This is a genomic window from Sorangium sp. So ce406, assembly GCF_051474675.1.
GTDB classification, from domain to species: domain Bacteria; phylum Myxococcota_A; class Polyangia; order Polyangiales; family Polyangiaceae; genus Sorangium; species Sorangium cellulosum_G.
Window position 1 is genome coordinate 4,211,322 of sequence record NZ_CP150340.1, and the last position, 13,290, is coordinate 4,224,611.

6 protein-coding genes are annotated in these 13,290 nt (G+C 74.5%); 2 read left to right on the plus strand and 4 right to left on the minus strand.

Annotated elements, in window-relative coordinates:
- Nucleotides 1–66: 66 nt before the first annotated feature.
- The 4 genes from WME96_RS15600 to WME96_RS15615 form a co-directional block, all read right to left on the minus strand.
- A complete protein-coding gene (locus WME96_RS15600; protein ID WP_437290900.1) occupies nt 67–825 on the minus strand; it encodes an OmpH family outer membrane protein in 759 nt (252 codons plus the stop codon).
- A 33-nt stretch (nt 826–858) separates the two neighbouring features.
- Nucleotides 859–5,001: a serine/threonine-protein kinase gene (locus WME96_RS15605; RefSeq protein ID WP_437290901.1), complete on the minus strand. Its 4,143-nt coding sequence runs from the start codon at nt 4,999–5,001 to the stop codon at nt 859–861.
- 227 nt (nt 5,002–5,228) lie between these two features.
- Nucleotides 5,229–6,269 carry a hypothetical protein gene (locus WME96_RS15610; RefSeq protein WP_437290902.1) on the minus strand — a complete coding sequence of 347 codons (1,041 nt, stop codon included), beginning with the start codon at nt 6,267–6,269 and terminating at the stop codon, nt 5,229–5,231.
- A 431-nt stretch (nt 6,270–6,700) separates the two neighbouring features.
- Nucleotides 6,701–8,011, minus strand: coding sequence for a PP2C family protein-serine/threonine phosphatase (locus WME96_RS15615; protein WP_437290903.1), 1,311 nt, complete (start codon nt 8,009–8,011; stop codon nt 6,701–6,703).
- A 620-nt stretch (nt 8,012–8,631) separates the two neighbouring features.
- Here WME96_RS15615 and WME96_RS15620 point away from each other — a divergent pair.
- Complete coding sequence (locus WME96_RS15620) at nt 8,632–10,362, plus strand: hypothetical protein (RefSeq protein ID WP_437290904.1); 1,731 nt, start codon at nt 8,632–8,634, stop codon at nt 10,360–10,362.
- Nucleotides 10,359–13,238, plus strand: coding sequence for a hypothetical protein (locus WME96_RS15625; protein WP_437290905.1), 2,880 nt, complete (start codon nt 10,359–10,361; stop codon nt 13,236–13,238). Before WME96_RS15620 ends, WME96_RS15625 begins: the two co-directional genes overlap by 4 nt.
- Nucleotides 13,239–13,290 lie beyond the last annotated feature (52 nt).

The window sequence follows — 13,290 nt, forward strand, 5'->3', positions numbered from 1 at the left end:
GTCACCTCCTTGCCTGGGCCGCCGCGCGCAGCGCTCCAGCGCCGCGCCCTCGTGACGTGGATCCGGCTACTTCTTGGCGGGCGCGGCGGGCGCGGGCGGCTTGGGCGCCGGCTTCGCGGGGGCCGCCTGCGGCGCGCCCTTGGCCGGCGGCGCGCCCTTCGCGGGCGCCGCGTCGCCGGTCTGCCCGCTGTTGTACATCTGGATGGCGCGGTCGGTGAGCTCGAGATCGGCGCGGTAATAGGGCGCCGCCGACTTGTCGAGGATGAGGTCGTAGCCCTCCTGCGCGGCGAGCCGGCGGAGCAGGCCGAGCACCTTCTGCAGGATCGGCGTGGTCAGCTCGCTCTCCTTGCGCTGCATCTCGCGCTGGTAGTCGACCATCGTCGCCTGGAGCTCGGCGGCCTGGCGCTGCCACGTCTCGAACCGGCGCTGGAGCGCGTCCTTCGGCGTCTTGCCCGCCTGCGCTTCCTTGTCGAGCTTGTCGCGCTCGTCGGCGAGCGCGCGCTGCTTCGTGTCGAGCTCGACCTGGCGGCTGTCGAACAGCTTCTTGAGCGTCGCCTGGACCCGGAGCCCCTCCTCGGTCTCCAGCATGGCGCGGCGCACGTCGACGACGGCGATCTTCGACTGCGCCGACGCGGGCGCGGACGACAGGAGCGCCGCGCCGCCCAGCGCCGCAGCGGCGAGCAGCGGCAGGACGCGCGCCGCGAGCCGCCGGCCCGCGGTCGGCCGCGCCGAGAGCGCGGCGCGCGGGCTCGCGTCGGCCGGACGCGCGGGGCTGGAGAGCGTGGAGCAGCGCGCGAAGGGCCGCTCAGAGGCGTTGTTTTGCATCGCGGATGGCCTTAGCTACCCGGCCATCCAACGTCAAGAACGTGGCGCGCCCTTCTCGCGCGCCGGAGTCGCCGCGCCGTCGGCGTGAGCGTCCTTGCCTTGCGCGGAGCCCGCGCCGCGCTGAGCCGCCGGATCGCCGCCCGGCGCATCCGCGCGCTCCCGCCGCGGAGGGGCGCCGATCGCCTTCACGTCCTTGCCCCGCGGCGGCGCCGCCGCGGGGCGCTGGGAGGGTCCCTCCGCGTCCCTCGACGCTTGAGGCGCGGCGGGCGCCGGCAGCGAGCGGCCGAGGCGCTCGCGGGCGAGGGCGACGAGCCGCCCGACGTCGTCGCTCCCGCGCAGGAACGCCTCGCGGTGGCGCGGATCGCGGAGGGCCCCGACGCGCGCGGCCAGCGCGGTGAACGCGGCGTCCAGCGCGGCGTTCGCGCCCGCCTCGTCTCCGGTCGCGAGGAGGGCCTCCACGAGCGTGAGGCGGATCGCGTCGTTCCACTCCTCGATGGGTCCGCCCTCCAGGTGGCGAGCGGCCTCGCGCGCTGCGTCGACCGCCTCCTTCATCTCGCGGCGCGCGAGCTGGACGCGCGCCAGCGCGAAGCTCGCCATCGCCTGGAGCGCGGCCGCGTGGCGCGCCGTCTCCTCGCACAGCCAGCGCGCGATGGAGTGCGCGGTCCCGTAATCGCCGGGCGCGCCGCGCCACACGAGGAAGATCGCCTCGTACAGCCGGCCGACGATCCTGAGGCGCGCGACCTGGCACTCGTCGGCGAACCGGCCCGCCTGCCGCTGGCACGCGATGCCCTCCTCGAGGTTGCCGAGCCGCGCGTACGACATGCCGACGTTGTGGAGCGCGAAGCCCTCGAGCACCCGCAGCTTCCGGCTCCGCGCGTCGGCCAGCGCGCGCTCGAGCGTCGCCTGCGCGTCCTCGAACAGGCCGATGTAGTTGAGCGTCGAGCCGATGTTCAGGCGGGCCTTGGTCGCGACGATGGCGTCGCCCGCCTCGTCGGCCTCGGCGATGAGCGACGCGCCCGCGGCCAGCGCGGCGGACAGGTCGCCGACGTGGATGAGCGCGGCGAGGCGGGCCTCCTGGGTGTGGAGGAGAGCGTCGGTCGAGCCGCCCGAGCGCGCGACCTCGACCGCCGCCTCCGCGGCGCGGAGCGCCTCGGCGGGCCGGCTCAGGTCCACGAGGCCGCGGACGCGCGACGCGAGCAGCATGGCGCGGATCGACGGCGAGAGCGCCGCCGCGAACTGCGGCGACAGCGCGGACGCGGCGCGCGCGTCCCCCTCGGCGCTCTGGCCCGCCTCGATCATGCAGGTCACCGCGAGCACCTGCGCCTCGCCCCACAGATCCGAGCCGGGCAGCGCGAGGCGCGCGGCCTCCTCCGCCGCGTCGAGCCCCTCGGGGACGCGGCCCATCAGCTCGCAGATCGTCCCCTTGTGGACCAGGAGCGTCGCGCGCGTCGTCCCCTCGGCCCCGCACGCGAGCCCGCGCGTCGCGAGCTCGAGCGCCGCGTCGAGCGCCGCGCCCCGCGCCGCCGCGCTCCGCGTCGCCCGCGCGTAGAGCAGCGCGGCCCGCGCCTTCTCGCCGCCGGCCTCCGCGTGCCGCGCGATGAGCCCCGGGTCGACGTCGCCCGCGGACTCGAGCCACGCGGCCGCGGCGCGGTGGAGCGCGGCGCGGTCCTCCTCGAGGATCGACGCGTACGCCGCGTCGCGCACGAGCGCCTGGCGGAACGCCCACTGCGCCTGGCCCGCGACGCCCGGCTCGACCTGGCGCGCGATGATCTCGCCCGCCTCGAGCTCGGCGAGCTCCGCGCCCACGGGGCGCTCGAGCAGCGCCTCGACGCCGCCGGTCCAGAAGACCTGGCCGAAGACGGACGCGGCGCGCAGCGCCTCGCGCACCCCCTTCGACATGCGGTCGACGCGGAGCTGCACGAGCGCCTGCACGCTGAGCGGCACGTCGTCGCGCCCCTCCGCGGCGTGACGGATGAGCTCCTCCAGGAAGAGCGCGTAGCCGCCGGCGCGCTGCACGATGGCGCCGCGCGTGGCCGGGTCGGCCTGGGGCAGGGCGGTCGCCACGAGCCGGTCCGCGGCCTGCGGGGACAGGGGCGCGAGCGGCAGGCGGGTCACGTTGCGCTGCGCCCACAGCGCCGGGAACCGGCTGAAGAGCTCGGGGCGCGCGAAGCCGAAGACGCCGAAGCGGAGATCGGTACAGCCGAGCAGCCAGTCGACGAGCTCGATGGTGGTGCCGTCGGCCCAGTGCATGTCCTCGATGACCAGGATCTGCGGCGTCTCCTCGGACTTCGAGCGGAAGAACGCCTCGATCGCCATCCGCATGCGCGACTCCATGAGCTGCGGGCTCTCGCGGGCGGCGCGCAGCGGCTCGTTGCCCTCGTCGGGGAACGGCACGCCGGTGAGCTCCCCGATGAACGCGGCGAGGAAGCGGAGCGGGCGGGCGAGGCGCGCCGCGACGTGGGCGCTCACCTTCTGCACCTGGTCCTCGCGGCGCTCGCCGTCGTGGACGCCCATGAGCGTGCGCAGGGCGCGACCGAGCCCGGAGAGGCCCGAGCCCTGGCTCATCGGATCCCCGCGGCAGAGCAGGATGACGGGCGCGTGCGGCGCCATGTCGAGGCGCTGGATCAGCTCGGCGCGCACGCGGCTCTTGCCGATGCCGGCGGCCCCGGTCACGAGCGCGGCGCGCGGGACGGCATCCTCGGCGAGCTCGCTGAAGATGCCCTGGAGCCTCGCGATCTCATGCTCGCGCCCGATGGTCGGCGAGGGCCGCCCGAGCAGCTTGCGCGCGTCGAAGCCGGTCGCGTCCTCGTGGAGGAGCACGCCGCCGCGCGCGTCCTCCTGGACCACGAACCGCCCCTCGAGCGCCGCGGTCGCGTACGCGTCGATCCGCACCGCGCCGGGCACGGCGGACTCGAGCTGCTGCGCCGCGCGCTCGAGCGCCTCGCCGGCGAGGTTCGCGCGGCCGCGGACGGCGTGCCCGACCGCGACCGAGACCCGCGCGCCCGGCGTCGACCTGGCGACGGTCAGCGCCGCCCGCGCCGCGCGCATCGCCTCGTCGCCGCGCGAGCGCTCCACCCCGAGGACCGCCACCATCTTCCCGCTGAGGAGCGGCTCGAGCCGCGCGTCGTCGCCGAGGACCTCGCGGAGCGCGGCGTCCACCTCGGGGTGAAGGGGCCCGGCGCCCAGCTCGAAGAGCACGCAGGCGACCACGCGCCGCTCGCTCGTGGCGAGCCGCGTCTGCGGCCGCTCGTCGCCCGGGCCGGCCGGGCTCGCCGGGGTCGCCCTGATCTCCGGCGCCGCCGCCCGCCGCACCGCCGAGGCGGACCTGTCGGTCGCCGGGGGGTCGTTGTTGAGCTCTCCGACCCGCGCGAGCGCGCGCGCGAGCTCTCCGCCGTTCTCGTACCGCTTCTCTCGATCGCGGGCGATGGCGCGGGTGATCACCTCGTCGAGCGCCTCCGGCACGTCGAAGCGGATCTGCTGCGCGCGGGGCGGATCCTCGAGCACGAGGCGGCCGAGCAGGGCGATCGCGTGCTCGGTCTCGAACACGTTCCTCCCGGTGACCAGGCGGAACAGGACGGAGCCCAGCGAGTAGACGTCGGCCCGCGCGTCCACCGGCTCCCCGCGCGCCTGCTCGGGCGCCATGAAGTGCGGGGTGCCGATGATCGTGCCGCGCTCCGTGGGGCAGTCGTCCGGGACCGCGAGCTTCACGACGCCGAAGTCGATCAGCTTGATCGCCGTGCCCTTGCCGCGGACGAGGAAGATGTTGGAGAGCTTGAGGTCGCGGTGGACGACGCCGCGGGCGTGGATCGCGGCCATGGCCGCCGCGCTGCGCCGGACGACCTCCACCGAGTCGCGCAGCCCGAGCGGCGCGCGGCGCTGGCGTTGCCCGAGGTCCTCGCCGTCGAGCCACTCCATCGCGAAGAAGAGGCGCCCGTCGAGCCAGGTGCCGTGGGCGATGTACTGGACGATGTTCGGGTGCCGTAGGTCGGCGAGGATCGCGATCTCGCGCGCGAAGCGGGCGCGCTCCTGGGGCGACGCGGCCGCGCGCAGGATCTTGATCGCAACCGGGGCGCCCGTCGACTGATCGGTGCCCTTGAAAATATCGCCCATGCCGCCGCTTCGGCTGCGGGCTTCGATCATGAAGCGGTCGGTCGGATCGGTGAACTCCGGGAGCACCGTTGGGACAGGCTACGCGAACTTCGCAGCCTCGTGCCAGAGAGAAGGCGCTCCGCACCGTCGCGGTCAGCCGCGCGGCGCGAAGGTCGCCGCCGGGCGACCTGGGCCGCGCCTCGCGTGGCGCGCCGCGCGGTCCAGGAGGGCGCGGCGACGCGCGGTCCGCGCGCCGGGGTCGAAAAATCCACCCGCGAACCGCAGCCTCGCGGCGCGGGCCGCCCGTGGTGCGCTCAGAAGCCCGCGAGCAGCCCGGCGCCGAGCGATGCCGTCAGGCGCGGTGTCCTCAGGGCGTCGATGGCGGGGGCGTCGTGGAGCCTGAACGCCGCGAGGAGCTCGCCGTGGGCATAGAACGAGAACGTGTCGCTCAGCGCGACCTCGGCACCGCCGCGGACCCCGAGCGCCATCATCAGCAGGATCGCGTCGAGGTCGCCGCCGGGCTGGCCGGAGAGCAGCAGCGTGCCGGCCTCCACGAGGCCGCAGCCGACGAGCGGGTCGCGCAGATGGAAGCACGAGGCGATGGCGCCGGAGGTGATCGCCCGCGTGTACAGCGCCTGCTCCGCCGGGCCTCCGGCAGGGCTCGAGGCGCCCTGATCCGCGCCCGCGCCGCCCGTTCGGGCGTCTGGCGCGAACGCGGGGAAGACGTTCCGGCTCTCGAGAGCGAGGGTCACGCTCCTCGACAGGCGAGACCGGAAAGAGCAGGAGAAGCCGCCGAGCACCTCGCCGGTCGCGCCGACCCGCGCGAGCGCGCCGGCGCCGAGCTGCGTCGCGTGCAGCGGCTTGTCGGGGGCGATCGCGGGAGCCGGGCGCGGCGCCGGCTGTCTCGCCCGCGGCGTCGCCGGCAGCGCGACCTCGGCGGGGGCCGCCGCCGCGGGAGCTCGCTCGTCGAGCCCGAACGGCGTCAGGGCAAAGGCGATCGAGAGCGCGACGTAGCTGGTGAGCAGCCCGCACGCGGCGTCGCTGCTCGGGACGTCGAACTCGCGCTGAGAGGAGACGTTCCCGCCTGCGTCCCGGTACTTGACGGTCGCGACGAGGTCGGCGCCGCGCGGGACGATCGTGACGGCGACATCCTCGGGCGCGTCTTCCCGGAAAGGGTCGTACCCCGTGCGCGCCTGGATCTGCTCGCGCAGCGCGGCCTCTCCAGGGCACGACGCCGCTCGCGCCTCCTCGCTGTACTGCAACCGCAGGACGCGGCGCGCCGGCTCCGCGGCGGACGCGGGCGCGCCGAGCAGGAGAGAGAGCAAAACGATGTTGAAGAGAAGGGGTCGTTGCATCCCGGGTCAATGGCTCCGCTGAGCGAGTCGTTGGTGGCAGCCATTGAGAGCTCTCGAGCCACAGCGCGTCAAGGTCGCATGGCGCTTCTTTTTACGCGATCTCGAGCGCGCCGGGCGCCGTATGCGTGGTAATCGCGCGCCGCGTGACGCAATGAGATCGCAATGCGATTGCGGTCGAGCGTGAGCGTTATTCGTGACGATTGTCGCCTGTCGCTCGTATATCGCTGCTCCGCGGTCCATCACGCGAGCACGCCTGTCTTCGTGGCAAACGAGGAGCGTTGTCCGTAAAAGACTGCAATCTGGAGGTGAACGCGGGCCGGCCGCGGACGCACTGGCGCGCTCCGCCGGTCACGCGGGCCGCGCGGCGCGCCGCGCGGCGCGGCGATCGATCTCCTGGGGAGGCGAGGGGAGGGAGAGGGGCCGGCGGGCGGTCAGCCCGCGCCGGCCCCCGCGCCGATGCCGGCGCGCGAGGCGAGGCGGGCGAGGTCCTTGGGATCGCTGACCCGGACGAGGATGACGGTGATGTTGTCGCGCCCGCCGCCCGCGTTCGCCTTCTCGATGAGCGCCTGGGACGCCTTCTCGGGATCGGGCTCGGCGAGGAGGATGTCGCGGATGGCCTCGTGCGTCGTCATCTTCGAGAGGCCGTCCGAGCAGAGGAGGTAGACATCGCCGGGGTGCGGGCGAGCGATGATCAGGTCGACCTTGACCGCGGGGGAGATCCCGATCGCGCGGCTCAGGTGGTTCGCCATCGGCCCGGTGATCCCCGCGGCGCCCATCGTGTGATCGGTGGTGAGCTGCGTCAGCTCGTTGTCGCGCAGGCGGTAACACCGGCTGTCGCCGACGTGGCCGATGTAGAGGCGCTGCTTGTTGGGCGAGAAGCGGGCGCTGACGAGGGTCGTGCCCATGCCGGTGAGGCTGCGCTCGGCGTGGGCTCGCTCGTAGATGGCCTGGTTCGCGCGCTGGATCGCGACCGCGAGCTCGCTGCCGCGTCGGGGGACATCGGGGTAGGCGCGCTCCGCGTCGCTGTCCACGAACGACTGATCACGGAACGCCCGCGCGATCGTGTCGACGGCGAGGCGGCTTGCGACGTCGCCGCCCGCGTGGCCGCCCATGCCGTCCGCCACGGCGAACAGGTAGTGCTCGTCCAGGCAGAGATAGCAGTCCTCGTTCTTCTTGCGCTTCTGGCCGGGGTCTGTCTGCCCGACGGCGCTGATGAGCAGCAGCGGCGACGAGCTGGTCGGCTCGTCGACGGCGGCCTCGTCGTCGTAGATGATGGGGACGGCCGAGGGCTCCTCGCGCTCGTGATCGTCGTCGTCGTCGTCCTCCTCGTCGCCGCCGTAGGACGGGGCGCTCGGGCGTTTGATCGCGCTCTGCAGCACCTCCGGCGGCGCCAGCGTGATCAGCGTGAGGTCGTCGTCGTCATCGCCGAACGCGTCGTCGTCGTCGTCGCGGCGCGACGACCCGGTCGTGCGCTTCCACTCGGCGCTCGAGACCCGCTCCGCGCGGCCCTGTCCTCCCGTGGTCTTTGCGTGGGAGCTCTCGCTCGCGGGCACGCGCGTGCCGTCCTGCGGGCCGGCTGCGCCCGGACTCGTCGTCGAACCTTCGAGATCTGCCTCCCCCTCGTCGAGGGCCTGGGCTCCTGGGCCACCATGCGACGGCGCGATCGCCGTGCGCGGGCGGGCCCGATCGCCGTTGTTTGAACGAAAATACCAGTAGATCAGCCCCAGAAGGGCGATTCCCATGACAAGGGCGGCTGCGAGATCGGCCATGTCCCGGCGACCAACGTAGCAAAGGCGCGCCGCGTCTCCGAGATCAACATGCAGGGGGACGGACGACGGCGAACGTTCCTGGCCCTCGGCCCGCGCAGCGGCGCTGCGGGGGCGCACCTCGGCACCTGCCGACGCAGGAAGGCTCCTTCGCGTCCTGCCGTACCGCGCGCGACCCATGGCGGACGGGCGCCACAGCGAGCCGCGAGCAGGTGCTCTGCCGAGCCGTGCGCGCTCGCCAGCCCGCTTTGCGCCCGTGCTGCGCTGCGGCAGGCGCGCAGGAGAGCGCGCTCCTCCGCTTTCCCGCCGGGAAGCCCGTCGCGCGGCGACGTCGATGACGTCATGCCCCGCACGGCGCGGCACTCCCCTTCTGGAGCAGCGGGGGTGACGGCGTCTTCTCGCTCGGCGTCCCTGCGCTCGGGGCGGCGCGCCTCCCCGGTACACCCGTACACGGAATCCGCGCGGCGCGCTCGCCGCCGTCTGGCGGCGGGCTCGCGGGGCGCGCCGGTGCCGGCGTGTTCGGCGCACGTCCGCCGCAAACGAACTCCTGGAGCGGGTTGCCAGTGCTCGTGGTGCTGACTAGTCTCCGCGCCCGCATGACGCTCGCCTGCGCACTTCTCCGGACACCTCGCATTCTTGGTGCAGGCCTCGCGGCCTCGATCGTGGGCGGGCTCGGGGGGGCCGGCTGCTTCGTGGACAGCGAAGGGCTCCCGCCGCCGGTCGAGGGGCTCTATTTCCCGTCGGGCATCGCGGCGTCCCCCGGCGGGCGGGTCCTCTACGTCGCGAACTCGGACTTCGATCTCCAGTTCAACGGCGGCACGGTCCAGGCGCTGGATCTCCAGCGGCTGCGCCGGCGGGCGCTCGGCCTCCAGGCGTCGCTCAACCCGCCGGAGGCGGGCGCCGGCGCGAGCGTGAGCGCGGCGTGCGAGGCGGCGGGCCTGGAGCTCAACGCCGCGCCGCTCCTTTATCCGGGGCCGTGCGGGCCGCTCGACATCTCCACGCTTGACGGCGACGAGGAGATCGTCCGTCGCTCGGCCGTGATCGGCGCGTTCGCGTCCAACCTCGTCCTCGTGCACCGGCCGCTCGACGAGCCCGCGGCGACCGAGGGCCCGCTCGCCCGCCTGTTCGTGCCCGTCCGCGGCGACCCCTCGGTGACCTTCTTCGACGTCGCCGACGACCGGACCGACGCCCCCGCGGCGCAGCGCTGCGAGGGCGACGCCTGCTTCCAGCTCGACTGCGGCGCGACCGCGACGGGCGGGCGCTGCGGGAGGGACCACCGCATCGGCGAGGATCCGGGCCAGGAGCGGATCCGGCGCAAGCTCCCGCTCGAGCCGTTCGGCATCGCCGCGGGCCCGGACGGGAGGAGCATCGTCGTCTCGCACCAGGTGGAGAACATCGCGAGCGTCATCGTGAACCCGTGGGAGAACGTAGAAACGATCGGCACGAGGCCCCAGCTCGCCGGCGTCCTCACGGATCTCGCCTCCGGTCCGACGGAGCTCGCGGCCGTGCCGCCCCCGCGCCTCGTCGGCCGGCTGAGGGCACAAGCCAAGGCGATCGACTACCAGCCCACCTTCGCGCTCACGTACGTCGCGGCGCCGCAGCTCGATCTGCTCCGGTACCAGGAGACCGCAGACCCCGCGCCGGCGCTCCTGTTCCAGTCGACCGCGACCCGGATCAGCGCGCTCGCGAGCGGCTCCGACTCCCGCGGGATCGCGGTCGACGCGAGCGAGCGGCAGGCGTGCGAGGCGGGCTGCGGGGACGACGACCTCGAGTGCCTCGCGCGGTGCGCGGCGATCCCGATCCAGGTGTTCGTGGCGCACCGCTACCCGAACTCGCTGCTCATCGGCGAGCTCACCACGACGCTTGTCGAGCGGGAGCCGACCGAGTCCGAGGGCCGGTGGGCCGCGGCCTACGAGACGCTCGCGATCCGCGACGCCGCGCCGCTCGCGGCTTACCCGTCCCGCGTCGAGGTGGGCCACGTGATCGGCGCCGACGGCGCGCGCCACCGGAGGGTCTTCGCGCTCGCGTTCGACTCGGGCCTCGCGTTCTCCTACGACCCGGAGGCGCGCCGCATCGACGGCGTCATCCGCACCGGGCGCGGCCCCCAGGCGCTCGCGTTCGACACGGGCCACGCGTGCGGCGACGAGAAGGAGCGCTGCGATTGCTCGTCGGGCGACGACGCCTGCGAACCCTATTCCCTCATGTACATCGCGCATTTCACCGACTCGTACCTCGGCGTGGTCGACCTCGACATGCGCAAGGCGAACACGTTCGGATCGATGATCCTCACGGTGGGCAAGCCGGTCCCGCCCCGGGAGTCCCAATGAAGCAGCGCGCCGCGCTCCTCGCCCCCACCACCGCCCTGGCGCTCGCCGGGTGCGCCGGGGAGGCCACGCCGGTCGACGTCGAGGCCCTCGCGCAGTCCGGCCGGAGCGCCTTCGTCTGCCTCGCCATCGACCAGCCCGATCCGGGGAAGCCGGGCGTCCTGCGCTCGCTCCCGATCACGGACTGCTCGTACCGCACCGCGGACTCGCCCAGCGACTTCGAGGTCGACGAGGACGACGGGGGCAGGGCCACGCTGCCGCACCTCTACGCCCTCGTGACGCAGACGTCGCGCGGCGAGGTCGCGGTCATCGACATGACCACGGAGCGCTCGCCGATCCTCGATCTCGACTCCGGCACGCCCGGCGCGAGCTTCCTCCCGGTGGGCGCGCAGCCGGTCGACATCGTCGCGACGCGGGGGGGCACCGCGTCGTTCGTCTCCGTGGCCGAGCCGGGGCGCGAGGGGATCTTCGCGCTCCCGTCGGCCAGGGTGCTGCCGCGCGAGGGGTGCCCGGTCCCGGCGCTCACCTCGTGGCCCTCCTGCTCGCTCGGCTCGCCGCCGGGCGAGATCCTGCTCGTCTCCGACCCGCCGGACCCCGACGGCAAGCTGCGGAGCTCGTGCTCGAGCGACTACGACATCGACCCGGCGAGCCCCGGCGAGGCCGACGCGACCGGCGACGCGTGCGGCAGCGCGAGCGGCGACCTGAGCCAGGAAGGGCTCGGCCGGCAGAAGCTCATCGTGAGCATGCCGGAGCTCGGCGGCTTCGCCGTGATCGACGCGCAGACGCTCCTCGAGGACGAGCGGTACGCGGAGGGCGGGTTCGCGCCGTGCGAGGTGGAGCGGTGGGTCCCTCTTCAGGCCTCGCTCCCGCCGGCCGCGGCGCCCGGCGCGGCGCCGCACGGCCCGGAGTGCGTCGCGCCGGCGGCCTCGGCCAGGCCGGCGCAGGCCGTCGAGGCGCCCCGGCCCGCGGGGCTCGCGCTCGCCGGCGACCGGCTGTTCATCGCGGATCTCGACGCCCCGGTGATCCACGTCGTCGATGTCCCGACGCCGTGCGATCCGATCGAGCTGCCCCCGCTCCTGCCCTCGTCGACGCTCGATCCCGAGCGCGTCGTCACGACGAGCCGCGTCGCGGTGAGCCCGGCGTCGCCGCCCGACTTCCGTCGCTACCTTTACGCGGTCGACGCGGGCGACGGCAGCGTGATGGTCTTCGACGTGAGCGACGGCGCTGCCAGCCGCGCGCCGCTCTCGCGCCCCCATCCGGAGTGGAACCCGTTCCAGCCGCCCGACCGGATCCGCCTGCAGGCGCCCGTCCGCGACCTCGCCGTCGTGCAGCGCGAGGCCCCCGCCAGCCTGCCCGCGACGGGCGTTGCGCCGGAGGGGATCCGGTGCGATCCCGACCCGCGCCTCAGGACGTGCGACAGCAACGTCGCCTCGTGCGACATCGAGACACTGTACCGTACGTCGTCCGATCGCGACGCCGGCGCCGGCCCGCTGAAGCTCCGGGGCTCGTTCGCCTACCTCGTGCTCACGAACGGCGAGGTCGCGATCATCGACGTGGACGACCTCGACGCGGCCTGCCGCGGGCCCGCGGTCGGCAGCGCGCGCGCGGGCTGCGGCGAGGGCGCGCCGACCGGCGACCCGCTCGCGACGAGCGGCGAGGTCTCCTGCAACGTCGTCACCCCGCACGCGCCCCGCTCGGCCAACTACGTCGTGACGAGCGACAGCGCCGGCCAGCTCGAGCCCGGCGTGCAAGGCCTGCCGGTCCTCTACGACCGCACCGGCACGGTCGTGCCGTTCTCCGCGGAGAGCCCGAAGATGCGCGCCACGTTCCCGTCCGGGGACGCGGCCGCGCTCACCCTCGCGGTGGGCGTCGAGCGCGAGCCGATCCAGGCGACCGACAGCGGTCAGACCCTGCTCGACGAGCAGGGGCTCGTGCTGAGGTCCGGCGAGCCGCAGCACGCGCTGTCGATGAACCTCGAGGATCCGCGGGTGCACCTCGCCAACGAGACGTGGACGGTGACCTACGAGGGCGTGCTCCCCGGGTTCACCCGGACGTTCGTCCGCTTCGGCGAGGACGGCGCGGTGGGGAGCGCGGACGCGCGCTTCTGCCGCCGCGGCGTGCAGAGCCAGGCCAGCGTCGAGGAGCAGCTCGTCGCCGCCGGCGTCGACGCGCGCGAGGCACCGGCCCGGGCCGCGCAGCTCGCCGACTTCGTGCAGATCACGTCCGCGCTCCCCGCCGAGGACGCCGCGTACTGGGACAGCGACAAGGCGGAGGCGTGCTCGTTCGAGAGCTGCAACGCGAAGTACGGCAGCGTCATCACGTCGCGCCCGGGGCTCCGCGTGGTCGAGGCCTACGAGGACCACCTCACGCTCGAGTCGCGCGATCCGGCGGTCGACGACGTCGCGTTCGCGGCGTGCTGCTTCGGCGGCGAGGTGCAGCTCGGCGTCCGCGCCGCGGGCCAGTGGGTCGTCCAGAGCGGCGGCGCCGGCTTCCTGCACCACGTCGTCGCCGACCCGGAGACGGGCCGGTGCCGCAACGCGTGCGACGAGCGCCTCGCGCGGCTCAACGGGCGCGTCGTGCACACGCCCGACGACGGGCGGGTCACCGACGGCGACTTGGGCGCCTTCGTCAACCCGATGTTCCGCTTCGCGGTGACGGGCGGCGCGCCCGAGCAGGACATGCAGTTCCGCTTCACCACGCAGGGCGCGTTCACGCCGCTGCTCGTGCGGCTCAGCGACAGCAGGGAGCTCGTGGAGCTGCAGCCGCAGGCCATCCGGCTCGTCCCCGCGACGGGGGAGCTCGCCATCACCGACGGCTCGCTCCAGGGGCTGATCCTGCTGAGCGCGCGCAGCGTCGGCGTGACGCGCCGGTTCAGGTGAGCCGCTCGTCGAGCCCGCGCGCCCAGCGCGCGCGGCGCCGACGCGCGGTCGC